This window comes from Gordonia sp. NPDC003376 (assembly GCF_053589235.1).
In genome coordinates, this window is sequence record NZ_JBSFRM010000028.1 from 38,927 (window position 1) to 65,051 (window position 26,125).

Below are 26,125 nucleotides of genomic sequence, written 5' to 3' on the forward strand. Positions count from 1 at the left end.
AGGGTCACAGCGGTACCTCCAGGGTGGCTCCGTCGGCGGCCCGCGACACGCAGGGCATGACGGCGTCGCAGGCGGTCTTCTCGTCGTCGGTCAGGTACAGATCTCGATGGACGGGCGTGCCCGCCGACACCGGGATGCGGCATTCGCCGCAGACTCCCCGTCGGCACAGATTGGGAACGCTGACGCCGGCGGCCTCCATGGCCTCCAGCATGCTCGTGCCCGACGGTACGTCGAGGATACGGTCGGTGGCGGTCAGTCGCACGGTGAACGGATCGCCGGCGTCGAGAGCATCGATTCCGAAGCGTTCGAAGTGAATTCGTGATGCGGGCCAGCCCGCCGCGGTGGCGGCGTCCACCACGTGATCGATCAGCGCGCCCGGGCCGCACACGTAGAGGTGCGTTCCGATCGGCTGCTCACGCAGTACGGTATCGAGTCTTGGCAGGAATTGTGCACGGCCGGTGAACAGTTCGGCGTCGCCGTCGGTGAGTTCGACGACGTCGTCGACGTGTGCGGCGTTGTCGGGGCGGTAGGTGTAGAGCACCTGTGTCTGCCGGCCCCAGCGGCGGGCTGCGCGCAGGTGGGAGACGACCGGTGTGACTCCGATCCCGGCCGCGATCAGGAGGTGTTTGCGGGCTCGGGCCAGTGGAGCGAAAGCACTGCGCGGCAGGCGAACCGAGAGTGTGTCGCCGGCAGTCACCTGATCATGCAGCCAGCGCGAACCACCGTCACCGTCATCGACGCGCAGCACCGAGATCGAGTAGTGGTCGGGGTGTGTGCCGTCGCAGGTGAGGCTGTAGGCGTTGGTCTTGGCGCCCGCGTGCACCACCAGGTGGCTGCCCGGCGGGAATGCGGGCAGCGGTCGGCCGTCGGGGTCGGCGAGCGTGAAGGTCGCGATGTCGGCGCCGGGCCGGGCGATCGAGGTGACGACGAGCTGCAAGGTGCCGTCGGATGCGGGCGCGGTGTGGGGGGTGGCGCCGGCGTCGGTCACAAGGGTCATGCCGGTGACTCCTGGGAGGGGTTGTCGACAGGTGCGGTCTCGGCGTCGGCCATGAAGCCGAGGAAGCTGCCCGAACGCCGGGACACGTGGTAGTAGACGAGCAGTCCGCGGCCGCACCCGTCACAGTCGACGATCGCGTCCAGCCCGGCGTCGGCGGTGGTGATGGTGCGGCAGTGTGAACAAAACACGTCGATCGGTCCGGAACCGACTGGGAAGACTTGGATCTCGTCGTCCTCCACCCCCGCCGCGACGGCGGTGGCACGGGCCGACAGGCACGCCCCGATCGGCCCGGTCACCAGGACCCGGACCCCCACGGTGGCCTCGGCCAGCGCGGCGCCGAGGGACTCGATCGCCATATCGGTGTCATCGGCCTGGATCAGCCGCCCCGGGACGTCGGCGAGGGCCGGTGCCCACGCCGACGTCACCGAGTACGCCGCCGGACCGATCCCGACGAGAAGGTATGACGATCCGGTGAACTGCGGCACCGGGATCGCGTCCATCTCGTCGGAATCGGTTGTCGGACGAGCCCATTCGGGAATGCTGGTGAACGGGAGCTGCGTGCGGGTACCCGCCGAGATGTCGGCGGACAGTTCGGCGGTCGACACGGGACTCAGAGCAGGGTCGCGTCGCGATGGCCGGCGTAGAAGGCCAGTGCGTAGTCGGGAGTGGTGAAGTAGATCTTGGATCCCTTCGGGAAGAAGATCGCGTCGTGCTTCTTCGCGACCGTCTTCTGGCCGGTCTCCTTGTTCTCCAACAGGAACTCGCCCTCGAGGACGACCTTCATCTCGTCGTACTCGTACTCGTAGTACAGCGGGGCGTCGGTGTGGCGTAGCTCGAAGTAGCCCGAGCACATCACGCTGCCGCCCGGGTTCTCGTAGACGTCGCCGATGAAGCCCTCGGTGCCGGGGTACTCCGCCTCCGGCATCTTGGGCAGGTCCTTCCAGGCGTCGGGGGTGACGCGGAACTCGACGGCGCTGCCGGTCTCAACGGTCATGAGTGTGTTCTCCTTTGTTGTGCCGATCTCGTCGGTCGTGTCGATCTCGGTCTGTGGTCGGTGATCGGTGTGGATCACCGCAGGAAACTTGTTGCCTGTTATTAGACGCAGGGGATGTTTCCAGTGGATGTCGGGTGTGTTTAATCACCCGCAACATGACAAGTGGCCGGTCATCCACGGGTTGGACCCAGGGTTCTCCCAGGCTCGTCCCCTAACCTCGACTCCATGAGTGTCCTGGCAACGGCGCCGCGGAACGGTGGTGTCGATCCGTTTCGTGGCCGTACCGCTGGTGGCGGGGCCGGTCGAGGCACCTCGGGAATCGGCGGATCGATCGCCCTGGCGGTCATCGCGCTGTTGCTCGCCGGCTGCGTCTACGCCGTCGCAATCTGGACGTCGTTCGGACAACTCGTCGACCAGTACGTCCTCGACGCCGTGCGCCGGTCATCGGCGGTGGCGCATGTGCCCCACCTGCTGACCGTCGACGCTGTGACCGATCCCACGGTGTGGCTCGTCGCGGCCGCCCTGGCGATCGCCGGCAGCCTGGTCCCCGGCATCACCGGGCAGTCGCGGCTGGGACCGACACTGGGCCGGACGGCCGTGCTCCTCGCGTTCCCGCCCCTCGTGATCCTGGTGGTGCGGTTCCTGCGGGACGTGGTCCTACCCCGGCCCCAGCTGCACGACTGGATCGTCGAGACGTCGAACTCCGCACCCAGTGGACACACCGCGGCCGTCATGTCGTGTGTCGTCGTGCTCATCGCTGCCGCACCCAAGTGGTTGCGGCCAATCGTCATCGCGCTCGGCGGCACGTGGGCGTCGGTGATCGCGTTCGGGCTGATCGCCGACGGCTGGCATCGGCCGAGTGATGTGGTGATGTCGGTGCTGATCGTGATCGGCCTCGGAGCGTTGCTCCCGGATCCGCATGCGGCCTCGGCGGCACCACGCGGGACCGGCGTGTTCTCGGTACTCGCCGTGCTCGCCTCGGTGATCGCGACTCCTCTGCTCGTCGGACAGTCCTACGCCGACACACGGCAGGTGCTGACCGCGGGCGGGATCGCCGTGGTGGTGGGACTCGCACTACTCGTCTACCGGCCGTGTGCGTACGGGGCGCGTCGGAGCGTCGGGCGGACCTCCGGGCGCGGCAGGTGACCACCTCTGCGGTGGTCGCCACCCGAGGCAACCTCCACAGATTTCGACACGGGTCCTCGCGATGCTCGGTCCCGGCTCAATCACCGAAAGAAACAGCGGCAGTCGACGGTTGAGCCGACGAGGAGCGCAGCGACACGTCGCCGTTCCCGATCAACAACGGTGGTTGAGCCGACGAGGAGCGCAGCGACAAGGCGCCGTTCCCGATCAACAACGGTGGTTGAGCCGACGAGGAGCGCAGCGACAAGGCGAGTCGAAACCTCAGACAGCCGACATCGCCAACATGACCACCACCGAAGTGGACACCACCCGAGGCAACCTCCACAGATTTCGACACGAGTCCTCGCGATGCTCGGTCCCGGCTCAATCAGCACAGGGAATCCCGGCTCGATCACCTGATGGGGTCGGTGCCGTCGACCTCGAAGACGTGGGCACCCCATGGCGGGAGCATCACGAAGATCGTGGGGTCCCGGTCGTCGGGACGCTCGTAGGTGACGTCGGCGATCGGATCGGACAATGTTGCCGGGCGGCCGGCCAGATCGTCCCACACCGTATGCACCAGGCCCGCGCCGCCGGCGTCGTCGAGGTTCACGACGAACAGCCACCGCCGCCCGGGACCCGACCACGACCATGCCGCCAGCCCCGGACCCGCGGGATGGTCGGGCCAGCCGTGGATCTCCAACGCACTGAACCCGCCCGTATGCAGGGCCTCGTCGCCGAGGACGGCCAACAAGCGCCGGTAGAAGTCGGGGAGTCCTTCCACCACCGGCTGCTCGGGCTCGCGGCGCAACTGCACGGGCAACCGCACGGTGCGGCCGTCGAACTGACCCTCGTAGACCAGCCGGGCGCCCGGCTGGGTCAACGCGGTGATCGCCGCCGTCCGATGGCGATCACCGAAGACCTTCTGCGCGCGTGACTCGTCGTGGTTCTCGATGAAGTGCACCGCACCGTCGCGATCGGGCGCCTCGGCGATCAGCGTGCCGACGCTGTGCGGATGGTGCTCGAGAGCATCGGTGAATCCCTTGTCATAGCAATGGTCGAAGCCCTGCGATCGGAGCAGACCCTCGGTGCCCCAATAGGCTTCGGCGATGAACAGGAAGTCGGGATGATCGGCCCGGATGGCGGGGATCAGCGCGTCCCAGTAGTCGACCTCCGGGGCCGGACCGACCCGGCCGGACCAGGTTTCCCCGAAGATCCGGTTGCACATCAGCATCGCCATGTCGCAGCGCACACCGTCGCACTGTTCGGCGATCGAACGCACCGTGTCGCGAGCCGCCGATCGAAGACCCGGATCGAAGGCGTTGAGCTGCAGAACGTCCCGCCACGGTGCGAAGTAGGGATCCCGGCCGTTGGCGATCACCGTGCCGCCCACTTGCACGAACTCCGTGGGATGTGCGGTGAGATCGGCGTCGGTACCGGCGACGAATCGCTGCGGAGACGCCGTGGCCCACGGATGGTCGGTGGCAACGTGATTGGGGACGAAGTCGAGGATCAGACCGACACCCCGCGCAGCGAGCGCGCGGCGGGCCGCAGCCAGCCCCTCGGGCCCGCCGAGGTGGGGGTCGACGACGTAGTCACGGATCGAATACGGCGAGCCGACCACGTCGTCGGCGGTGAAATCGGGCAGCGCCGCCCGGAAGGTGCCGACCAGCGGGTCGTCGGCCAGTCCGATGCGGACACCCGCGGGACTACGTTGCCACACACCCATCAGCCACACCGCGTCGATCGGACCGGAGCCGATGGATGATGCGGTGACCTCGTCCCAGATCTCCTCCGGCACCGATCCGAGCGTCACCTCGCGTCCGAACGTGGAACTCAGGCCGGACAGCCAGGGCCAGGTGTTGATCTCGTAGATGACCGGGTGGCGTGCGATCGGCACGTGCTCGGCGCGCATGGCGTCCACCCTGCCAGAGGTCGGTGACGTGCGCTCACCATGTCGATCGGGATCAGGACCGCTTGACGATCGCGACGATCCCGACGATCGCGGCGAGTATCCCGAAGACCAGGGTGAGCCACAGTCCGATCCCCACGTGGACATCGAGGAACGACAGATCTCTGACATCGTTGATGTCGACGAGGGCGATCAATGCGGTGAGCGCGCCGGCGAGAACGGCGACGACCCCGGCGATCGGATGAAGCACCGACCGTTTGCGGATGATCGCGCTGACACCGCCGAGGATCAGCAGCACCGCACCGATGACGAGGGTCAGGGCGCCGTCGGTGGCGCCGGTGTCGGAATCACCGAGGCCCTTGACGGTGACGAAGCCCGCGACCCAGGGCAGGAATGCCGAGACGATCAGGACCAGGCCCGAGAATGCGATCAGACCTGCGATGACGGAGACCGCTACGGAGATCGGGCCCGACGCCGGGGCCGGTGTGGCCGGTGTGGCGCCGTACGGGGCAGGTTGCCCGTAGCCGGGCTGACCGGGGACGGCCTGTCCCGGTTGGGGTTGGCCGTAGGCGTGCTGCGGCTGCGCGAAGTCCGGCACCGGCGGTGGCCCACCGTGCCCGAACTGTGGCGGGGCCTGCGGGGCGGATCCGTGCTGCGGGTATCCCGGCTGTGCTTGTCCGGCGGAACCGTATCCCGGCTGTGCGGGTCCCGGTTGGGCATACCCGGGTTGCGCAGGTCCGGCCGACGCCGCGCCGTGGACCTGTGTCGGCGCGGCCGGGTCGACCTGGGCCGGTGGCTGCCACGGCGGTGTTCCGCCGGGCACGGCGTTGTTCGGACGGTACTGGGGGTCGGGGTAGGACATGGCTGCCTCGGATCGGGGTGTGCTGTGGATCGGTTTTGGGGGATTCGAGGCAAACGTAGACCCGCGGACGCCGTGCGGGAAGGGGTTTGTCCATTCAACGATGCACCCGCAGACCTGGGGATTTCTCCCCATCGACGATCTCATGCCCGCCGTACGGCCTCGAACTCCGACACCGCGGGAGTCGGCAGCACTGTAATCAGGCGTCGGTCTCGTCCGGTGCGTTCACCTTGGCGAGCATACGGAGGGCAGCATCCGTGCTCGTGTCGTCGAAGGCCTGCCCGAGTGCGGCCTTCTCCAGCGCCAATCCGAGCACCACGGTCCAGAATCCACGCGTGATCGATTCGGGGCTCGCGCGAACCGGCCACCCGGTGCGTCGAAAGGTATCGACCATTGCCGCCTCACCGGCGACATGTAGCTCATGTACTGTGCCGCGCACCATCTCACGGAGCGGCTCCTTGCGCCGGGCCATCAGCATTGCGTCGGCGAAGAGTGCAACGGCTCCGGCTCCCGAGCCGAGGAGGTACTCCATCAGGGTTCGCCTGTGTTCGTCCGGGGTATTGCTCGCACGAGTGCGACGCTCGGCCTCCATCGCGGTTCGCAGCACGGCACGACAAGCCGCCTCGACGAACAGTGCTTCCTTGCCACCGAAATGGTAGGTGACCTGGTTCGGAAATGCCTCCGCTGCAGCCGCGACCTCGGCAACCGACACCTTGTCGAAGTCACGCTCGAGAAAGAGTGGAATGGCGGCGTTGAGCAGGGCCGCCCGGGTCCGCTCCCCGTCGTTGCGAGCACGGCGCTGCACCTGCGGTTCCAGGCCGGGCAATCTGTCGAGGTCTCCCGCGCCGGGCCCCGTGGCCCACCGTGCAGTACCCGCTTCGCGAGTCCGGTCCACACGCACCTCCGCGACATATCCATCCACCGTCAGCGTCGGCCACGCTGATCGATTGGTCGACGGTCTCCCATCATGCCACCGGCCTTATGCCCGAAACCGAGAGACCGACGTCGCCGGCTGAGGAACGAGAACCCCCGTTCCGCGAGGCGTTCGACGCAACGAGGTGACCCTTGACGCTTAAAACTTGTATCTGATACTAATTTGGTCCCGATACAAGTTACCGCTTCAGGCACCCTGGAGGCTGCATGAGCTCGATCGAGATCTTCGCGAACGCACTGCTGGCATCGCTGGCGCTCGTCATGTTCGGCCTGGGACTCTCACTCACGACCGGCGATTTCGTGCGCGTGGTGCGCTATCCCGTCCCGGTGGTCGTAGCGATCGTGATCCAACTGATCGTTCTGCCCGCGGTGTGCGCCGCGATCATCGTGGGCTTCGACATCTCCCCCGTCTTCGCGGTCGGAATGATGATCCTCGCCGCCTCACCGGGTGGGATCTCAGCGAACCTGTTTTCACACCTGTTCGGTGGGAACGTCGCGATGAACATCACCGTGACCGCTGTCAACACCATCGTCGCCGTCGCAAGCATCCCGCTCATCGTGAACCTGGCCATTCACCAGTTCGCGACCGACGAACAGGTCGTCCCACTCCAGTTCGGCAAACTCACCGAGGTCATCCTGATGATCGTGATACCGGTGATCCTCGGAATGATCACCGGAGCGCGATGGCCCGCGCTCAAAGCGCGGATGGAAAAGCCCGTCAAGGTGTTCAGCGCGGCCGTGCTGGTGATCGTGGTGCTGGCCTCCATCGCCTCGGAGTGGAGTGACGTCGTCGACAACCTCGCCACACTGGGCGTGCCCGTCTTGATCTTCAACCTCGCCGCGCTGGGTCTCGGTTATGCGCTGAGCCGGGGAGCGCGACTCGACCATCGCGATGCCACAGCCATCAGTTTCGAGGTCGGAATCCACAACTCGACGCTCGCGATCTTCGTCGCCGTCGGTGTTCTCGGCGACGTCCAGCTGGCCCTGCCCACGGCTGTGTATTCCGTCGTCATGTACGTCACCGCCCCGTTGTTCGGTGTGGCGCTGGTCCGACTGGCGCGGCAGAGCCGTGCGCAGCGCAGCGTGGTCACGGAGCTCGATGCGCACTGAGCGGATGCGACAGACACAGCAGCTGAGCGGATGCGTCAGACATGGCGATCACGACTCAACCAGCCATCAGAAGGAACCCGAAGGAGACCACATGAGCGGGCACAGCAGCATCTACGGCCTTTTCGCCGACCGCGCCACAACGTTCCGCGATCACCCGGTCCTCGCGGTACCACGACGACTGTGCGGGGAATGGGGATTTCCCGCCGAGACCACCTATGCCGACGCCCTCGACCAGGTCGACGCGCTGGCCTCGGCCTACGCACACCGCGGTTACGGCAACGGCGACATCATTGCCTTGGCCTTCGATTCCCGGCCTCAACACCTTCTCCACCATCTCGCGCTGAACAGCATCGGCACCTGCACCGTTCCGCTCAACACCGACCTCACCGCGCCGGAGCTCGCCTACGTGCTCGATCATTCCGGTGCGTGCGCGACGGTCTGTCTCGACACTCTGCGCGACATAGTCGGCGCTGCCGCGGCGATGACCGACCGTGATCTGCCTGTGGCCGGTGGGCCAGAGGATCTACCGGACGCGTCGGCCAACCGCGCCCGGCACAGCACAAACGACATGGACCCGATCCGGCATCCTGCCGCGATCCTGTACACGTCCGGTACCACCGGTCGACCCAAAGGGTGTGTGATCGACAATCTCTACGCACTCGAGTCCGGGCGGAACTACGGCACATCCACCGAGGCCCTCACCCTCCGGCCGGGTGCAGACCGGGTGTTCAACCCGCTACCCCTCTACCACATGAACTCCCTGATGCTCACCTTCGGTGGCGTGGTCGACCGAGGTGCCTGTCTCGTTGTTCCCGGGCGTTTCAGCCTGTCGAACTGGTGGGACGACATCCGCGAGACGGGCGCGACGCGGTTTCACTACCTCGGGATCATGATCCCGGCGCTGATGACCGCGGTGGCCAGTCCCGAGGATCGGAAGCACTCGGTGCGAAGTGCTTTCGGGGCAGGGGTTGATCCCGTGGTGCACGGTGCATTCGAAGAGCGATTCGGCATCCCGCTGCATGAGGTCTGGGGAATGACAGAGACGGGGAGGGGGCTTCTGGTTGCCGACGAGCCCCGACAGATCAGTACCCGGGCCTGCGGCCGGCCGATGGGTATCGAGGCCAGGATCGCACGCGAGGACGGCAGCACCGCCGACGACGGTGAACTCGGTGAACTCGTCGTACGCGACAGCGCCGAAGACCCGCGCAGGGGCTTCTTCACCGGGTACTTACACGACCCCGATGCCACCGAGACAGCTTGGCTCGGTGGATGGTTCCACACCGGTGACCTGTGCAGGCGCGATGCCTCGGGAATGTTCTACTTCGTCGACCGCGCGAAGAACATCATCCGTCGGAGCGGTGAGAACATCTCGTCCGCGGAGGTCGAGGCCGTTCTGACCGAGGACGCCCGCGTCTCGCAGGCAGTTGTCCTCGCCGTGCCAGACGCCATGCGCGACGAAGAGGTTCTGGCGGTCATCGTCCCCCACGACGATTCGGCCGACGAGCTCGTCGCCCGCTCGATCTGTCTCGCAGCTCGAGAACAACTGGCCTACTACAAGATCCCCGGCTGGATACGGTTCGTTGCGACCCTGCCGACGACCGGCACACAGAAGGTCCAAAAGCATCTCCTCACTCCGGCGGGCTTCGACGGCAGTGCCCCCGTGCCCGGCCTGCATGACTGCCGAGATCTCAAGAAGCGCAGTCTCGTACCCACACGAAAGGAATCCTGACCATGGCCGATGTTTCCTTGCACCATGTCCATCTCGTCACCGACGACGTGACCTCGTTCTGCGAGTTCTTCGAGCAGCACTTCGGCGCAACGGTCGTCTATGACGCCGAGATCGATGGCGACCGCAACGTCTTCATGACGATCGGGACGGGCCGTATCCACCTATTCCAATCGCGCAAGGCGCCCCCGCGCGCCCGCAACGTCTTCCACCACATCGGCTTCATGATCGACGACCTCCCGGACTTCGTGGCAGAACTCCGCAGTCAAGGTGTCGAGGTCAGCGATATCACCGTCACCCCCGGTGGTGGGTTCGCGATGGCTCAGGGGCCGGACGGCCTTCTCATGGAACTCTTCACCGTCACCGAACCCGAGTCTCGGCGCTATTTCGTGACCACATAGGAGGCAGGATGGAGCGTGGTGCTCACCAGGCGCCGGGTGCACTCACGTTGTAGGGCGATCCCGGACAGCTCGGGGGAGCACGTCCACAACCGTGGAGTGCTCCCCACCGATCCGACGGCGGGCACGCCACCTACCCTCGAAGGATGGCGAAGACCCGACCCACCGATGCGTCGGTGCCCGAGTTCCTCGACGCCGCGACCCCTGCGCGACGCGTCGACGAGGGGCATCGGCTCGATGCGATCATGCGCGAGGAGACCGGCGCCACCGCGGTGATGTGGGGACCATCCATCGTCGGCTATGGCACCTATCACCATGTGTCACCGTCGACCACGTCACGCACCGAGGGTGATTGGCCCAAGGTGGGGTTCTCGCCCCGCAAGTCGGCGATTTCGCTGTATGGACTCAAGGACCTCCCCGACGGCGCGGCCCTGCTGCCGCGCCTCGGCGAGTACACCGAGGGCGCCGGATGCGTCTACGTCAAACGGCTCGACCGGATCGATGAGCAGGTGCTCCGGCAGCTCATCCGGATCGCGTTCACGCGACCGGACGATCCGCCACGCTGAGTTGCGGCCGCGCCAACCCGAGGTGGTCACGCAGAGTGGTGCCCTCGTACTCCGTGCGGTAGACACCGAGATCCTGCAGCACCGGCACCACGTCGTCGACGAACCGGTCGAGGCCGCCGGGCACGATGTGTGGGACCAGGATGAAGCCGTCGGCGACGTCGTCCTGCACGAAACGGTTGATGGTGTGCGCGATGGTCTCCGGGGAGCCGATGAACGCCTGCCGCCCGGTGACCTCGATGATCAGTTCACGGGTCGTCAGATTCTTGGCCTCGGCCAGGTCCCGCCACTCCCGCGCCACCGCGATCGGATCGCGGTGCATGCGCACGCTCGCCCGGCCCTTGGCGACGGTGTTCTCCCCCGGGAGCGGATCCACCTGAGGCAGCGGGCCGTCGGGGTCGTGATCGGAGAGATCCCGGTTCCACAGTTGCTCCAGGAATTTGATCGCCGTCTGGCCGCTGACCTGCTGCAACCGCACCTCGTGGGCCAGCTCGGCGGCCTGCGCATCGGTGTCGCCGACGACGAAGGTGGCCGCAGGCAGCACCAGGAGGTCCTCGGCGCGCCGCCCGTAGGACGGCAGGCGTCGCTTGACGTCGGCGTGGAAGGCGCGGCCGGCGTCATAGGTGGCGTGCCGGGAGAAGATCGCATCGGCGGTGGCCGCGGCGAACTCACGCCCCTCGTCGGAGTCACCGGCCTGGAAGATCACCGGCCGGCCCTGCGGTGGGCGGGGCGCGGGAAAGTACCCGTGGATGTCGAATTGGGAACTGTGGAAATCGAATTCACCGGCATCCTCGCGCGCGAGGAATCGGCCGTCCGCCTTGTCGGCGAGGATGTCGTCGTCGCGCCACGAGTCCCACAGCACGGCCGCGGCGTCCAGGAACTCGGTGGCGCGGGCGTAGCGTTGATCCTCGGGCAGGTAGCCGCCGCGCCGAAAGTTCTCCCCGGTGAACTCATCCCAGGAGGTCACCACGTTCCATGCGGCACGCCCGTCGGACAGGTGGTCGAGGGTCGCGAACTGCCGTGCGACGTCGACGGGTTCGTTGAAGGTGGAGTTGATGGTGCCCGTGAGGCCGAGATGGGTGGTGACCGCGGCGAGCGCGGACAGCACGGTGAAGGTGTCGGGCCGGCCGACGACGTCGAGGTCATAGATCAGCCCGTTCTGCTCCCTCAGTCGCAATCCCTCGGCGAGGAAGAAGAAGTCGAACTTGCCACGCTCGGCGGTCTGCGCGAGGTGGACGAAGGATGCGAAGTCGATCTGGCTTCCCGACGCCGGGTCGCTCCACACCGTGGTGTTGTTGACCCCCGGGAAGTGGGCGGCCAGATGTACCTGCTTGGTCATGCGACACCGGTCTTCCGTGTGGTGAAGTGGTTCTGCGGGCGGGTGAGCCCGAGGCGTCGCCGCAGGTTCCGCTCGGCGTACTCTGTGCGGAACAGGTTGCGACGCTGCAATTCTGGGATGAGATCGGCGACGATGGCCTGGATGTCGTACGGCAACGACGCCGGATGCAGACGAATGCCGTGCACACCGTCCACCGAGGTCCAGCGTTCGATCTCGTCGGCCAGGCCTTGCGCGGTCCCGACGACGGTCCCCGCAGCGGTGTGACCCTCCCCTGCCCAGGCATCGAGCTGCTCGAGGCGTTGGACAGCAGCATCATTCGATGATCCGAGGACAACGAACAGGTCGACGAACACTCGCGCCGGCGGATCCTCTGCGCGACCTGCTGCGGTACGCGCGGCGGCGATGGCCGTCACCGCGCGGGCGGCGTCGTCGGGGTCACGCGGGGTGATGAAGCCGACGTCGGCGGCTGCGCCGATGAGCTGCAGATCGGTGGCATGGGTTCCGGTGGAGGCGATGATCGGCCGCCCTTGCGGCGGCCGCGGGGTGATCGAGGGACCGCGGACGGCGAAGTGCTCGCCGACGAAGTCGATGTAGTGCAGTCTGTCGCGGTCGACGAAGCGTCCGGTCGCCACATCACGGATCTCCGCGTCGTCCTCCCACGAGTCCCACAATCGGGACAGAACGGTGGCGAAATCGGTTGCCTCGGAAGCGAGGTCGGAGAGTACGGAAGGGTTGTCGGCGAAGCGACGCCGGCCGAACAGTGCGGCCTCGTCGGGATCGGCGGTGGTGCGCAGCGAGACCCCGGCGCGCCCCTCGCTGATGTGGTCGAGGGTGGCGATCGCCTTGGACACGTGGAACGGTTCGGTGTGGGTGACGGTGGTCGTGGGGACCAGCCCGATGTGACCGGTGGCCGGGGCCAGCCGAGAGGCCAGGAGTACCGCGTCGAGCCGGCCCACGGCACGGTCGGTGCGGGGACGTCCACGATGCAGCGCGAACGAATCCGGGATCGTGGCGAAGTCGAGCAGTCCGGACTCGGCCTCGACGAGCAGTCGACGCCAGTAGTCCGCTCGCGTCAGCGCCTGCGGCTGGGCATCGGGTGCCCGCCACGCGCCCGGGTGCGATCCCGCACCCTCGAGCGCGACAGCGAGGTGCACGTGGTCGGCCATCACTTCCTCCATCGGTCGGATCGTCTGACTTTGCCGTCCTCGCCACGAACCATCGGCCGGCGGGCGGGATTCCATGGTCTGCGGGATCGAATCGGCGTGGGTCAAACCCTGTCGATCGCACGCCCTTCGGGCTTCGGTGGAAGGGCAGGCTGCGTACGCGGCGATCCGGATCGCACGAGGAGCGACATGTCAGAAGCCGGCGCAACTCCGATCCCCGCGTCCCCGACACCCGCGCCCCCGATCCCGCTGTCGGTGCTCGACCTTGCCCCGGTGACCGAGGGCAGCGACGCCGCGACCGCCGTTCGGCGCAGCGTCGAACTGGCCCGACACGTCGAGCGACTCGGATATCGCCGGTACTGGCTGGCCGAACATCACCTGGTCGCGGTGGCCAGCTCGTCCACGACGACACTGATCGGGCTGGTCGCCGCCGCCACCGACACCATCCGGGTGGGCTCGGCGGCCGTCCAGAGCGGCCTGCACACGCCGGTGTCGATCGTCGAGGCCTTCGGTACGATCGATGCGCTGTACCCGGGACGCCTGGATCTGGGTCTGGGGCGGTCGGCGCAGCGTCGCACCGAGCTGGCCGGGTCGATCCCGCCCGTGGTGGCGTCGACGCCCCAGCCCGACCAGGTCGTCGACGGTCTGCTGATCCCGGCACCGTTCCCCGTCGAGACCTTGCTCGGCGCACCCCGGATCGTGGCGGCCTTCGAGGCGACCCAGTTCGACGGTGCGACTCCCCCGGATTTCGACGACGCCGTCGGCGATGTGCTGGCCCTGCTGGAAGGACGATTCCGGCACGATGACATCGGGTTGTCGGCGGTCCCGGGTGAGGGGGCCGACGTCGCGGTGTGGATCTTCGGGAGCAGCAAGGGGCAGAGCGCGCAGACCGCCGGGGCACGTGGGTTGCCGTTCGTCGCCAACTATCACGTCAGCCCGTCCACCGTCCTCGAGGCGGTGGAGGCCTACCGTAGCGCGTTCACACCGTCGGCCGACCTCGCCGAACCCTACGTGGTGGTGTCGGCGGATGTGGTCGTCGCCGACGACGATGCGACCGCGGCACACCTGGCCTCGACGTACGGACACTGGGTGCACGGCATCCGCAGCGGGGCGGGCGCGCAGCCGTATCCCGACCCCGACACCGCACCGCCGCTCGACGCGGACGCCCGTGCGCTGGTCGACGACCGGATCCGCACCCAGTTCGTCGGCGGGCCCGACACCATCGTCGACGGCCTGCGCACCCTCGCCAGGGTGACCGGGGCCGACGAGCTGGTGATCACGAGTGTCACCCACGACTTCCACCATCGTCTCGCGTCTCACGAATTACTCGCCCGTGCTTGGGGATTGGCGGAGGGATCGGAATGACCGACATCGGTGGGATACGACCCGGGCGGGCCATCCACGCGCGTCTGAACAGTGCGGTGACCACCTGTGTCACCCGGTGGGTACACCGACTCGACGTCGACCCGAGCGCCCTGGCCGCCGCCGCGGCCCTTCATCCCGAGGCACCACGCACGTCGATACCGCTCGGTGCGGACCGCACGTCTGGGTGACCGGCGCTCGGCCGGCACAGGGAACGAGATGTCGTAACATGTTGCGTCGCAACGTGTGTTCTCGGTGAGCATCGTTGCACCGACAACATCAGTCCGCAGGTGCGGCCGCTTGTCCGCGTGACATCGTCGGGATGAGCGTGTACAACGGAAACCTTCACCACCCATGGTGTCGGCGACGCGGGGCTGCCCGCCACGACGGATACCCATGACACTGACCGAAACCGGTACGACCAGAGCTGTACAGGCCCCCATCACCGACGCCGCGGCGTGGATCGATGCGCTGCCCGACGGTTCGACGCAGGCCCTGCGAGCCCTCGGCGAGCTGCTCGTCGGCACCACCCGGCACCACGCGGAGCCCGAGACCGAGGAGATGTTCACGGTTCGTGGACTCGGCCTCGCCCGCTGGTCCGGAATCCTCTACGAGAGTACGGATCTCAATGGTGTGCAGGCGATGTCCGTCGCTCTCGCGCTCGGCGAGCTGATCTCGCGGTATGACGCCGAGCTCGGTCCCGAGGACTACACCATCCCTCCCTCCTACACACAGACCACGGTCGGCGAGACGGCGTACCACCACCCGAAGCTCCTGCGGGCGATCTTCCCGGCCGGCACGCTGCTCCACGGTGCACCGATGGTGATCGGTATCGACGCTCGGACCGGTATCCACCACGAGCCCGAGATCACCGCATTCGTGACGCGCGGGCATCAGGTGGAGGCACGCGGGGTACTGGACACGCTGATGGCGCGCGCCTACGCGCTGCATCCGTACCGCGGGCGGATCGTCCGCGCGGGTGCGGGCGAGGTCTTGAGGTTCTCCGCGGTGAGCCTGCCTGCGGCACTGCGCCGCGAGACGGTGGTGGTCGACGCGAATGTGTGGCGGGAGATCGACCTCGGGATCGCCGCGGTGCGTGATCGCCACGAGATCCTCAACGCGCACGGTCTCGGTTCCCGCCGGGGAGTTCTGCTGGCCGGTCCGCCGGGGACCGGCAAGAGTGCGGTGTCTGCGGTCGTCGCCTCCGAGTCGGTCGAGGCCGGCTTCACCGTGATCTATGTGGAGGCCGACGCCGGAAAGTACCTGCTGACCAAGGTGATCGAGGAGGCGCAGCGGCTGGGCGGGCCGGTGGTGATCGTGCTCGAGGATGTGGACCTGTTCGTGCGGGACCGCCGCGAAGGAGGCGGCGGGCTCGGCGAGTTGCTGCAGGCCATGGACATCGCCTCCGATGCACGCATCCTGACCCTCGCCTCGACGAACGACCCCGCCACGCTCGACGCCGCTGCGGTCCGGACCGGACGGTTCGACAGCATCGTGGAGGTCGGCTACCCCGACACCGCCGCAGCCGCACGGATCCTCGCCGCACTGGTCGAGGACATGCCCGGGGAGGTGGACTGCGCAGCGGTCGCGGCCCGGCTGCCGGAACGGACGAGCGGCAGTGACCTGCGGGAGATCGTGCGCCGCGCGGTCCTCGGCGGCAGTGACGGAGCTCTGACGACCCGGGCGTTACTGGCCGAGATCGGCTCGGGCCGCTATCGCGCCGAAGCCCCCGTGCAGGGGCAGTACCTGTAGCCGAGGGTGGGGACTGCGTCGCGTCGGCACCCCGACACCGCGCTCCTGCGGGACCACGAACCCCCGGGTCACCCCTTGTCCGGAATCTGCCACTTGCGCAAATCAGGGTGTCCGAACTTATAGTATCGGCATGCCAAAACACAGGGTGCGGCTCCTCGCGACACTGATGGCCTCGCTGCTGGTCGCCTGGACCGCGGTGGCGTGCTCGACCACGTCGTCGGACGACGGTGACAAGCCGGTGGTGCTGACCACGTTCACCGTCTTGGCCGACATCGCCGCCAACGTCGCCGGAGATCGGCTGCAGGTGGAGTCGATCACCAAACCGGGTGCCGAGATCCACGGATACGAGCCGACCCCGGCCGATATCCGCCGCGCCGCGCAGGCATCGCTGATCGTCGACAACGGGTTGAACCTGGAGGCCTGGTTCGCCCAGTTCATGGACGACCTCGATGTCCCGCACGTGGTGGTCAGTGATGGCATCACACCGATCGACATCACCTCGGATGCCTATGCGGGCAAACCGAATCCGCACGCATGGATGAGTCCGCTCAACGTCGGGATCTACGCCGACAACCTCGCCGAGGCCTTCGCCGAACTCGATCCCGACGGCGCCGAGGGCTACCGCGCCAATGCCGCCGCGTACAAGAACGAGCTGGCGGCGGTACAGAAGGACCTCGTCTCCTCGCTCGACGCCCTGCCCGCCAACGAACGGGCGCTGGTCACCTGCGAGGGCGCGTTCTCCTACCTCGCCCGAGACGCCGGGCTGACCGAGCGCTACATCTGGCCGGTCAACGCCGAGCAACAGGCCACCCCTCAGCAGGTCGCGGCGGCCATCGACTTCGTCCACGACAACCGGGTGCCGGCCGTGTTCTGCGAGTCCACGGTCTCCGACAAGCCGATGCAGCAGGTCGTCTCGGCCACTGATGCCCGCTTCGGCGGCACCCTCTACGTCGACTCCCTGTCCGAGGCGGACGGTCCCGTCCCCACCTACCTCGACCTGATCCGCCATGACGTCCACACCATCGTCACCGGGCTGACCGGAACGAGCCCCGCATCATGACCGAATCCACCGCACAGCAACCGGTGATCGACGTGCGTGACCTCAGCGTCCGGTACGGCGACACCGTGGCCCTCGACGGCGCCGAGCTGCGTCTCGGGACGGGCACCGTCTGCGGACTGATCGGGATGAACGGTTCCGGCAAGTCCACGCTGTTCAAGGCCATCATGGGGATGATCAGCCCCGATGCCGGCACGGTCCGCGTCGGGGGAAGGCCCCCGGCAGCCGCCCGCCGCAACGGCGCGATCAGCTACGTCCCGCAGTCCGAGGACATCGACTGGTCGTTCCCGATCTCGGTGCGCGAGGTGGTGATGACCGGCCGCTACGGACACCTGGGGCCGACCCGTCGACCGCGCCGCGCCGACCACGCCGCCGTCGACGAGGCGCTGGAACGGGTCGAACTCGGCGAGTACCAGCACCGCCAGATCGGCCGACTCTCCGGTGGGCAACGCAAACGTGCCTTCGTCGCCCGCGGCATCGCCCAACAGGCGTCCATCCTGCTGCTCGACGAACCGTTCGCCGGCGTCGACAAACGCACCGAGGCCACCATCAGCACGCTGCTGCGGGAGCTGGCCGACGGCGGGGCCACCATCCTGGTCTCCACCCACGACCTGCACGCCCTGCCCCGACTCGCCGACCAGGCCGTACTGCTGATGCGCCGGGTCCTGGTGCATGACACCCCCGATGTGGTGATCACCCCCGACAACCTCATCCGTGCCTTCGGTATCGATCCCCTCGACGCCTCCCCCACGGCCGGCCCCCAGGAACAGCACCCATGACCACGATCGTCGATCTCCTCCTCGACCCGTTCGACTACTCCTTCATGACCCGCGCGCTCGCCGCGACACTGATCGCCTCCCTCGTGTGTGCGCTGCTGTCGTGCTGGCTGGTGCTGATCGGCTGGTCGCTCATGGGTGACGCCGTCTCACATGCGGTGTTGCCGGGGGTGGTCCTCGCCTACATCGTCGGCGTGCCGTTCGCGTTGGGCGCCATCGTCTTCGGGTTTCTCGCCGTCGGACTCATCGGTGCCGTCCGCAATCCCGGCCGGATCAAGGAAGACGCCGCCATCGGCATCGTGTTCACCACGCTGTTCGCGCTCGGCCTCGTCCTGATCTCGGTGACCCCCAGCCAAACCGACCTCAACCACATCATCTTCGGCAACCTGCTCGGCGTCTCGCGCTCGGATCTGATCCAGATCGCGGTACTCGGGGCCATCGTGGCGATCGTGCTCATCGTCAAACGACGCGACCTCACCCTCTATGCCTTCGACCCCACCCATGCGTACGCCATCGGACTCAACCCCAAACTCCTTGGCGCACTGCTGCTCGGGTTGCTCGCCCTCACCGCGGTGACCGCCCTGCAGGTGGTCGGCATCGTCCTCGTCGTCGCGATGCTGATCATCCCGGGGGCCACCGCACACCTGCTCACCGATAGGTTCCACCGCATGCTGCTCATCGCGCCGGCGGTGGCGATCATCAGCGGCGTGATCGGCCTCTACGTCTCCTACTATCAGGACACCTCACCCGGCGGGATGGTGGTGCTCACGCAGGGCGTGGTGTTCGCGATCGTCTATCTGTTCAGCCCTGCTCATGGCGTCGTCACGGCCGCGCTCCGGAAGACCAGGCCGGTGGCCGAGGTGGCGAACGCGTGAGGTGAGACCGGGCTCAGAGCATGCTCGGAAGATCGGTGGTCCCGTGCACGGTCACAACCCCACGGTCACCACCCCACGGTCACCACCCCTCTGGGACGTCCCGGTCACGCGCCCACGTCACGTCGTCGCGGGTCCGGCGTTCACGGGACACACCCGGGCACTCTCCGGTCGCGTGTACGCCGACCCCGAACGCCGTCATCGACGTCACCTCCCACTCGCGGGGCACGCCGAACTCGGCGGCGACCGCATCGCGATCGAACGCCCGGAACTGGTGGGCATCCAGACCGATCGCCATCGCCTGCAACGTCATATGGGCCACCGCCTGCCCCATGTCGTAGTGCGCGAACTCCGAGTACGCCCAGTCTGTCCCCTCGACCAGGACGCGCACCACGTTGACGACGATGACCGAGGCGTCGGGTGCCCACCTCGATGAGCTCGCCGCCAGATGCGGAACGATCCGCGCATGCACCGGATCGCCTCGCCGGCCGACGATGAACGCCCATGGCTGTGAGTTGCCCGCCGACGGAGCGAGCCTGGCGGCATCGAGGATCGTGTCGATCGCCGCGTCCCCGACCACGGCATCATCGTCGAACCGGACCGGACTGTACCGGCCCAGGATCGCCGGGTGGAGCACCGGTTCGGCGGGCACGTCGCACACACTCATCTGGCCAGTGTGCCAGTCCATCTCGCTCGGGGAGCGACGTCCGGCTCTCGGGCGATCGATCGCACGGATGCCTGCCCGGCCACCCATCACCCGGTGACATGACTGCGCACGCGAACCGGACCGACGCCTTCGCGGCTGTCCGACTACCCTGACCGCATGGCCGACACCCCGTCCGAGGACGAGATCCGTCAATAGTTCGAGGCACTGATCGCAGGGCTCGACCGCGACGCGGTGACCGATGTCGTCAGGTCGATGATGAACAGACCAGGTCCGCGCACCATACGACCACCGCGACCGCACCTGCGCAAGCCCCCGCTCCCCGATCCGGTGCTGTTTCGTATTCGCATCGACCTCGACGACGCACGACCCGCGATCTGGCGGCGCCTCGACATCCGATCCGATGTACGGCTCGACGTTGTGCATCGCGCGATCCAGACGTCGTTCGCGTGGTTCGACTACCATTTGCACCAGTTCTCCTTGGGTGGCAGCGCTTTTCGCCGCGACACCGAATTGTTCCTGTGCCCGTTCGACGTCGATGAGGGCGAAGAAGAGGGAACCCCCGCCACCGACGTCCGTCTCGACGAGACGCTGCACGAGCCCGGCGACACCCTGCACTATGTGTACGACTACGGCGACGACTGGCAGCTCACGCTCCGCCTCGAGGAGGTGTTGCCGCTTCCCGCCGACGCACCGGCCGTGCGCTGCGTCGACGGGCGCCGTGCGGCACCTCCCGAGGACTGTGGCCATCTCACCGATGCCGCCGAACTCGTCGAGGTGCTCGACGATCCCGCCCATTTCGATGTCGACGAGGTCAACGCAGAATTCGATGATCCGATCAACCGGATGGCCACCGCGGGGATCGATCCGCGACTGCACCGACTGCTCTATCGGCTACAGCCGCAGCCGAACTCAGGCGATCTCGGTGCCCGGGCAGAACGCCTGCTCGCCGTGCCCGAGCCGATGGCTCCCGACGCGCTCGCCGAAGGCCTCCACCCGATTCTCTGGTTCTTGGACCATGCCGGCGACGACGGCTTCATGCTGACCGCGAGTGGCTATCTCAAACCCGTCGACGTCGGACCGGCCTGCGAGGTGGTGCCTTCGATGGAGGGCTGGATCGGTGCGCGCACACGCGAATCCGATGGCGCTCCCCTGCAGAACTTCCGGGAATTGCTGCAGAAGCTGGGGTTGCTGCGCAAGTACAAGGGGCGCCTCGTTCGTACCCGGCGCGGCACCGCGTTGATGAATGATCCCGCCGGGCTCGTCGAGTATCTCGGTGAGCGGCTCGTCCCGACCGACGCCTCCGGCTTCGACGTCGACTCCTCGATGCTGCTGCTGTTCGCGGCCACGTCCGAGGACGGGGTTCTGCCACTCGAGCGGATCGCGGAGCTGCTGACCGCCGTGGACTGGCGTGTGGGCGACGGCGAACCGATCAGGAGCTACAACCTGTTCGGTCCGGTGGAAAACCTGTTGATCAATGTCTCCGAACCGAGGTTCTCCCGCGATCCGGTCCTCCTCGGCCCAGTTGCAGCCGCGATCGCCCGGGGCGCGTTGACCGGATAGCCCCTTTGGCTGACACCCCCGTGCGAGCGAGACCGCGCACGCTCGCACGGTGAGTCCCCCACTCCGTGCATCCTGACCATCGATTGATGTCGTTGACAGTGTCCTCGAGCGGTCAGCAGAAGGAGCCGAATTCGGTCGGGGTGGGCCATGATCCGACGAGTTCCGGGCGTCGCAGGCGACTATCGCACCAGATCCGGTCCTGGGGCGGGTTTCGCATTGAAAAGTTCCGTGGTCCACAGTTTTTCGGGTTGCGGATACGGACCTCGGCGCCCGGCTTCGGCCTGCAGCACCTTCTTGGTGCAATGAGTTCGCCGCACCTCCGCCCGCAGAAATCAGCGCCGGCCGCCTCGATCGCCGATGCCGCCAGTATCGCTGTGATCGTTACCAGGACAGCGTTTATGGCATCGCGGACACTGAAACCCAAGTATCGGCCCGTGCCCGCCCGACCAGCATACTTCCGAATCACCGGAGTCCTCGAGAACTCCATTCCGATCATGGTCAATTGCTCGCCTGCCGTCAAATCCTGACGTACAGTGGTTATGCGAAACGCCTTGCTCCTATTGTTTAGTCTTCGTAAACAAACGTCATGGGAAACAGGGCGTTACGTGCTTCAGACGCGCTGGCGAGAGCCCGTGGAATCGTCGATCGCGCCTCTCGAATTCCGCGAGAGAAAGAACTGTCATGCGCATCAACCGAATTCGACCTGACATCAGTGTCCTGGCAGACGCACTCGAGATCCCCGGACTTGGACATCTGCCCGTCAATGCATTCGTCCTCCACGCGACCGAACCCGTCGTCATCGACACCGGCCTCGGACTAGCCGACCGCGACTTCCTGAGCGACCTCGCGACGATACTCGACCCGACCGACGTCGCATGGATCTGGTTGACGCACCCCGACCGCGATCACACCGGGGCGCTCCACTTCTTGCTCGATGCCGCACCACACGCACGGCTGATCACCACCTTCGGCGCGGTGGGGACGTTGTCGTGTGAACGACCTGTGCCGCTCGACCGGGTCTACTTTCTCAACCCTGGTGAATCCATCGACGTCGGCGACCGGCGGCTCGTCGCGTTTCGGCCACCGTTGTTCGACAATCCCTGCACCGTGGGTTGCTACGACCCGCGGTCGTCGACCTGCTTCACCTCTGACTGCCTCGGTGCGCCGCTGTCTTCTGCGCACTTGGCGACCGCCGACGACGCAACAGCGATTACCGAATCCGAACTGGTTGCTGCACAACAACTCTGGGCTTCTGTCGACAGCCCTTGGGTTCGCTTGGTCGACCCGGGCAAGTATCTTCCGGCGGTTCACTCACTGCGCTCCTTCGGAGCCGACCAGCTCCTGAGCACCCATCTTCCACCAGTCATGCGACATACCGACATCGCGTTCGACATGCTGGCCGGGGCACCGGATGTGGCCGAGTTCAGCGCTCCTGATCAGGGTGCACTGGAAGCCCTCCTGGCCTCGTTCGAGTCCGCGCCGTCGACAGTCGGAACTGTCGATGGGTGACTCTTCCTCGTCGTCGAGTTCATCGAACGACGATCCGGGTCAGAATCTGGACGACGAACTCTCCGCCGCTCACCGCGTCTCCAAGACACCGGGCTTCCCCCGATAGGAGGGCCCTCGAAAGACAAGAAGCCAGGCCGCATCTCTGCAACCCGACCTTGTCAGTGTTTTGAGCTGAACCGCTCGTGGTGGTGAGCGGTTCGTTCTGCCGGGTCGGAGGATGTGTTGTGACGAAAGTCCGAGGAGTTTCCGCCGAAAGTCCGAGGAGTTCTCGGCGCCGCTGCGTGAGCCGTTAGTGGTGTAGCCAGCGGGTCGGGTTCGATGCTGACCGCGTTGCTAGGTTGACATCTGCGCGATGGGTAGCGGACAAATGCGCAGTTCAGGAGGATTTTCAGCGGTTGCGGCGTGTGGGATGGCCGTATGTTCGAGGGGTTTCTAAGTATCGCAGACGTAAGAGGGCGAGCCCCGGGGGACGGGACTCGCCCTTTCGTGTTCGGTGTCGTTAGGAGCGGGGTGGCATCCGGATGGGCGGTTTGCCGAGGTCGCGTTCGAGGCGACGCCACTTTGCACGGACAGATTCAGGCCTTTTAGGTCGAGGACTCTCGGCCAATTCGATTGTTCGCAAGTTGACGACGGCGAAGGCTATCGCAATCACAAGCTTCATAAAGGGTTCGCGCCGAGCGCCGTACTTCAAATGGACGAGCCCGACAGCCGTTCTGGACTTGATCAAGCTGAACCGTTGCTCGGTGAGTGATCGAGCGGCCTCGTAGTAGATTGCATGGTCGTGCGAGCCCGGCGCAAACTGGCTCCACTGCTGTCGCTTTCGCTGTTGTTCGGTGAGGGTGACCGTGACGGTGGGTTGGGTGCAGCAGGTGTAGTAGGGCATCGTGTCGGGGGGCTCGATGAGAGGCAGTTCGAGGCTGTCGGCGGTGTCCGGGTTGTTCCACCGGGTACATCGGACATTGCCAAGGCTCGCCGGACAGGTCAGCACCAGTTTGAGAGATCGGTCGGGTTCCTCGCCGGCTACGGGCCTGCCCGGGACTGTGTTGGCCTCGAAAGCGCGCCGATCGACGCCCATGAGCCTGGGTAGCAGTTGGCGGAGTCGCCGTTCCCGGGCCTCCCAATCATCGGCGGTCAGTACCTCGCGCAGTGGGGTGACGTAATCGCGACCCATCGAAATCTCGGCGGCTGTTGGGCAGTACCAGGCCCCGGATAGTTGCACCGGGCCCGGGGCAACCTCGGCAGCGGGGTTGGTGGGCACACTGGCGTAGTCGGTGGACCAGTGCTGCGGGTATCGAAAGACCGCAGCATAGCGATTGGTGAGCTGCCACCGGTCGAATCCATCCTTCAGATAGCCCATATCGCAGGTGAGTAGTGGCCACCTGGCGTTTCTGGCTTGCGGCCGGTTGTCGAAGCCATTGGCTTTGTGGTGGCGGACCGCCTCGTCAAGGCCCTGCAGCGAGCCTGAGGTCGGCGGGTGGATCGATAGCCCGGTGAACAGAACGGGTCGGCTATGCAGAGCCTCAGGTGGGCCGACGCTGCTGACCGCAGTTATCCCGACTCCCCAAGCCCGCTTCTTGGCGATGGGGGCCCCAGTCGAGTCGACCTGATTGCGCGAGTCTCGCTGGTAGTACCCGGCAAAGTACACGGCTGGCCGGTAGCGGTCATCGCGCACACCAAGGCCATAGCTAGCGGCGCTGATATCGATGATCGTTTCGTCGACGATCAGATCTCCCCGCCCGCTGTGCCGATACTTCTCATCGATCGAGGCACTCACGATCAAGTTGACGACTATCGAGAGTCTCTCGGCAGCAATCGCGTACGCCGATTCCTGCTCGGCGGAGCGCGATGCAACAATGGCCTTGTGCTCAGCGTGCAGAGTGCGCCTCGCCGGTTGGTCAGGTGCACTGTCGAGACAGGACAAGCTGCGCTCAAGCCAACCCCGAAAGCTGATGAGCCCTCGATCGGCGTTCGCCCGTATTGGCATCAGCTCAGCATCATCAATGCCGACGCAAGCGAGCTGCTCGGTCGAGAAGTCAAGCAAGGTGCGATAGACGGTTCGGATCGTCGGCTCTGCACGCCGCAGAAGCACACACGCCAACGCCACCAGGGCCCCGGGGAGTGTGTACGGTAGCGCGCCCTTGAACGCCCCGCGCGGAGCCGCGACCTGCTGCACACGCCACTCTTCGATGAGTGGGACTACGCCAGATCGTGTAATAAGCGTCAGCGCTTGGGCGAAGGCGCGTTCTGCCGTGTAGACCTCGGGATGGTTAACGCTGGGGTGAACACTCAACGGTCACGCTCCACTAGGTATGCGGTCACGGCTGTGAGATCGCCCGAACCAGCGTCCACTAGCCCCAGTTCGGCCATTGGCGGAATGTGCTTGAGTCCGGCCAGACGGCAGAAAGCTTCTAGGGGTAGCAACTGGGCCATCTCTTGCATCCATCTATGCCGCAGGGCTTTCGAATTGACTCGCTCGGCGTGTCCGCGTTCGAGAAGTCGGTCATTCACTCGGTTGATTGCGTTGCGCTCGACCCTCGGATTGCTGCCGAACGCCATGACGTAGTCATGGCGGGCGTTGACGACGTAGTGCTCGATACGGCGCGCGATGTCTGCGTCCAGCACCGGTACGTCGCGTGGCTGAGTCTTCGGGGTCTGTAACGTCACCACCACCCACCGCTCGCCATGGTGGTTCTCGATACGTATGTCGCAGCGCCGCAACACCTTCAGCTCCTCTGGACGCGCGCCAACCCCCACGATGAGATCGACGATCATCACCAGGGCGGGCCGCCACTTGTCACTCAGTGTCGCCGCCACCCGATACAAGGCATCGATCTGGTTCTCGGTCGCTGGCCGCGTCCGTTCCTGCCGTGGTGCGTCCACGGTTGCCGCCGGTGGATACTCGCGTGGATAGAGCACCCGTCCTGCCGCATATAGCAGGTATCGGGTTGTGCGGCGTGTCGGGCGAAACCGCTGCTCAAGGTAGTAGTCGACGTTGGCTCTCCGGAGCGCCCGCCGCGCGTCTACGGTGTGGGTCTCGTAGTAGAAGGCGATCAGCAGATGGACCACCGCCCGAAAGCCCTCGATGTCAACGTCTTCTGAGCGCCACGGCGTTGACACCTGAGCCCGCGCGGCCGCCTCGCGTACCAGGTCAGCGACGTGCGGCTGCCGTGCACGTATACCCACTTCCCGCAACGTGTCCAGTCGATCTGCGTCGAGATTGTCAACTCTGAGATCCTCGACAACCACCGACATTGAGCGACTCGCCTCTGACAGGGGAGAAGGGCGACGGCACTCGTGCGCTTGGGCGGGCTCTACGGCCGGCCTGCTCGCCGGGCCTCCGCTGTTACGCGCCATTTCAAGCTAGGGCGTGTCTCCTAACTGCGAAGGTGTGAGGCGGGCACACTGCCTTGGTGGCGATGACGAGTTCGAGGTATCAGGTGTTCACCGATGAACA

24 protein-coding genes are annotated in these 26,125 nt (G+C 66.3%); 13 read left to right on the forward strand and 11 right to left on the reverse strand.

The genetic code is table 11. The features are described from left to right. Positions 1-4: 4 nt before the first annotated feature. Genes ACWDUA_RS21495 through ACWDUA_RS21505 form a run of 3 tightly spaced genes read right to left on the reverse strand, consistent with a single transcriptional unit; the run spans position 5 to position 1,991 of the window. A complete protein-coding gene (locus ACWDUA_RS21495) occupies positions 5-997 on the reverse strand; it encodes a PDR/VanB family oxidoreductase (RefSeq protein WP_449753038.1) in 993 nt (330 codons plus the stop codon). Continuing rightward, the gene (locus ACWDUA_RS21500; protein WP_449753039.1) at positions 994-1,602 is read right to left on the reverse strand and encodes a dimethylamine monooxygenase subunit DmmA family protein; all 609 of its coding nucleotides are present in this window, start codon (positions 1,600-1,602) and stop codon (positions 994-996) included. The genes ACWDUA_RS21495 and ACWDUA_RS21500 overlap by 4 nt, the downstream gene beginning before the upstream one ends. A gap of 5 nt (positions 1,603-1,607) precedes the next feature. Next, entirely contained in the window at positions 1,608-1,991 is a 384-nt protein-coding gene (locus ACWDUA_RS21505) for an ethanolamine utilization protein (protein ID WP_449753040.1), read from the reverse strand. 225 nt (positions 1,992-2,216) lie between these two features. On the opposite strand from ACWDUA_RS21505, the gene ACWDUA_RS21510 reads away from it, so the two are divergent. Beyond that, entirely contained in the window at positions 2,217-3,137 is a 921-nt protein-coding gene (locus ACWDUA_RS21510) for a phosphatase PAP2 family protein (protein WP_449753041.1), read from the forward strand. 388 nt (positions 3,138-3,525) lie between these two features. On the opposite strand, the gene ACWDUA_RS21515 is transcribed toward ACWDUA_RS21510, so the two are convergent. From ACWDUA_RS21515 to ACWDUA_RS21525, 3 genes are all read right to left on the reverse strand, one after another. Beyond that, on the reverse strand, positions 3,526-5,028 hold the full coding sequence (locus tag ACWDUA_RS21515) for an alpha-amylase family glycosyl hydrolase (protein WP_449753042.1): 1,503 nt from the start codon (positions 5,026-5,028) through the stop codon (positions 3,526-3,528). Positions 5,029-5,080: 52 nt separating this feature from the next. Then, a complete protein-coding gene (locus ACWDUA_RS21520) occupies positions 5,081-5,887 on the reverse strand; it encodes a hypothetical protein (RefSeq protein ID WP_449753043.1) in 807 nt (268 codons plus the stop codon). 196 nt (positions 5,888-6,083) lie between these two features. Continuing rightward, the gene (locus tag ACWDUA_RS21525) at positions 6,084-6,689 is read right to left on the reverse strand and encodes a TetR/AcrR family transcriptional regulator C-terminal domain-containing protein (protein WP_449753044.1); all 606 of its coding nucleotides are present in this window, start codon (positions 6,687-6,689) and stop codon (positions 6,084-6,086) included. Between the two features lie 335 nt (positions 6,690-7,024). On the opposite strand from ACWDUA_RS21525, the gene ACWDUA_RS21530 reads away from it, so the two are divergent. The 4 genes from ACWDUA_RS21530 (at position 7,025) to ACWDUA_RS21545 (ending at position 10,617) form a co-directional block, all read left to right on the forward strand. Then, positions 7,025-7,927 (forward strand): bile acid:sodium symporter family protein, encoded by a 903-nt coding sequence (locus tag ACWDUA_RS21530; RefSeq protein ID WP_449753045.1) that lies wholly within the window; start codon positions 7,025-7,027, stop codon positions 7,925-7,927. A gap of 91 nt (positions 7,928-8,018) precedes the next feature. Beyond that, complete coding sequence (locus ACWDUA_RS21535) at positions 8,019-9,656, forward strand: AMP-binding protein (RefSeq protein WP_449753046.1); 1,638 nt, start codon at positions 8,019-8,021, stop codon at positions 9,654-9,656. Positions 9,657-9,658: 2 nt separating this feature from the next. Then, a complete protein-coding gene (locus tag ACWDUA_RS21540; RefSeq protein ID WP_449753047.1) occupies positions 9,659-10,054 on the forward strand; it encodes a VOC family protein in 396 nt (131 codons plus the stop codon). Between the two features lie 143 nt (positions 10,055-10,197). Next, complete coding sequence (locus tag ACWDUA_RS21545) at positions 10,198-10,617, forward strand: DUF1801 domain-containing protein (RefSeq protein ID WP_449753048.1); 420 nt, start codon at positions 10,198-10,200, stop codon at positions 10,615-10,617. On the opposite strand, the gene ACWDUA_RS21550 is transcribed toward ACWDUA_RS21545, so the two are convergent. Together ACWDUA_RS21550 and ACWDUA_RS21555 are read right to left on the reverse strand one after the other, a co-directional pair. Beyond that, positions 10,589-11,953, reverse strand: a complete 1,365-nt coding sequence (locus tag ACWDUA_RS21550) for an NtaA/DmoA family FMN-dependent monooxygenase (RefSeq protein WP_449753049.1) — start codon at positions 11,951-11,953, stop codon at positions 10,589-10,591. The genes ACWDUA_RS21545 and ACWDUA_RS21550 overlap by 29 nt on opposite strands. After that, positions 11,950-13,119, reverse strand: a complete 1,170-nt coding sequence (locus tag ACWDUA_RS21555; protein ID WP_449753064.1) for an LLM class flavin-dependent oxidoreductase — start codon at positions 13,117-13,119, stop codon at positions 11,950-11,952. The genes ACWDUA_RS21550 and ACWDUA_RS21555 overlap by 4 nt, the downstream gene beginning before the upstream one ends. 186 nt (positions 13,120-13,305) lie before the next feature. Between ACWDUA_RS21555 and ACWDUA_RS21560 the strand changes: the two genes are divergently transcribed. From ACWDUA_RS21560 to ACWDUA_RS21585, 6 genes are all read left to right on the forward strand, one after another. Continuing rightward, on the forward strand, positions 13,306-14,481 hold the full coding sequence (locus ACWDUA_RS21560) for an LLM class flavin-dependent oxidoreductase (RefSeq protein WP_449753050.1): 1,176 nt from the start codon (positions 13,306-13,308) through the stop codon (positions 14,479-14,481). Then, entirely contained in the window at positions 14,478-14,669 is a 192-nt protein-coding gene (locus ACWDUA_RS21565; protein ID WP_449753051.1) for a hypothetical protein, read from the forward strand. Before ACWDUA_RS21560 ends, ACWDUA_RS21565 begins: the two co-directional genes overlap by 4 nt. Positions 14,670-14,874: 205 nt before the next feature. Then, a complete protein-coding gene (locus tag ACWDUA_RS21570; RefSeq protein WP_449753052.1) occupies positions 14,875-16,230 on the forward strand; it encodes an AAA family ATPase in 1,356 nt (451 codons plus the stop codon). Between the two features lie 130 nt (positions 16,231-16,360). Next, positions 16,361-17,290 carry a metal ABC transporter substrate-binding protein gene (locus ACWDUA_RS21575; protein WP_449753053.1) on the forward strand — a complete coding sequence of 310 codons (930 nt, stop codon included), beginning with the start codon at positions 16,361-16,363 and terminating at the stop codon, positions 17,288-17,290. Then, a complete protein-coding gene (locus tag ACWDUA_RS21580) occupies positions 17,287-18,066 on the forward strand; it encodes a metal ABC transporter ATP-binding protein (protein ID WP_449753054.1) in 780 nt (259 codons plus the stop codon). Before ACWDUA_RS21575 ends, ACWDUA_RS21580 begins: the two co-directional genes overlap by 4 nt. After that, positions 18,063-18,938 (forward strand): metal ABC transporter permease, encoded by an 876-nt coding sequence (locus tag ACWDUA_RS21585; protein WP_449753055.1) that lies wholly within the window; start codon positions 18,063-18,065, stop codon positions 18,936-18,938. Before ACWDUA_RS21580 ends, ACWDUA_RS21585 begins: the two co-directional genes overlap by 4 nt. A 79-nt stretch (positions 18,939-19,017) precedes the next feature. Here the strand turns inward: ACWDUA_RS21585 and ACWDUA_RS21590 are convergent, their stop codons facing one another. Further along, positions 19,018-19,602 carry a nitroreductase family protein gene (locus tag ACWDUA_RS21590; protein WP_449753056.1) on the reverse strand — a complete coding sequence of 195 codons (585 nt, stop codon included), beginning with the start codon at positions 19,600-19,602 and terminating at the stop codon, positions 19,018-19,020. A gap of 255 nt (positions 19,603-19,857) precedes the next feature. Here ACWDUA_RS21590 and ACWDUA_RS21595 point away from each other — a divergent pair, with 255 nt between their 5' ends. Both ACWDUA_RS21595 and ACWDUA_RS21600 read left to right on the forward strand, forming a co-directional pair. Continuing rightward, complete coding sequence (locus tag ACWDUA_RS21595; RefSeq protein WP_449753057.1) at positions 19,858-21,162, forward strand: plasmid pRiA4b ORF-3 family protein; 1,305 nt, start codon at positions 19,858-19,860, stop codon at positions 21,160-21,162. A 681-nt stretch (positions 21,163-21,843) separates the two neighbouring features. After that, on the forward strand, positions 21,844-22,671 hold the full coding sequence (locus ACWDUA_RS21600; protein ID WP_449753058.1) for an MBL fold metallo-hydrolase: 828 nt from the start codon (positions 21,844-21,846) through the stop codon (positions 22,669-22,671). A 499-nt stretch (positions 22,672-23,170) separates the two neighbouring features. On the opposite strand, the gene ACWDUA_RS21605 is transcribed toward ACWDUA_RS21600, so the two are convergent. Continuing rightward, complete coding sequence (locus ACWDUA_RS21605) at positions 23,171-24,961, reverse strand: hypothetical protein (RefSeq protein WP_449753059.1); 1,791 nt, start codon at positions 24,959-24,961, stop codon at positions 23,171-23,173. Continuing rightward, positions 24,958-25,923 carry a tyrosine-type recombinase/integrase gene (locus ACWDUA_RS21610; protein WP_449753060.1) on the reverse strand — a complete coding sequence of 322 codons (966 nt, stop codon included), beginning with the start codon at positions 25,921-25,923 and terminating at the stop codon, positions 24,958-24,960. Before ACWDUA_RS21610 ends, ACWDUA_RS21605 begins: the two co-directional genes overlap by 4 nt. Positions 25,924-26,125: the final 202 nt, after the last annotated feature.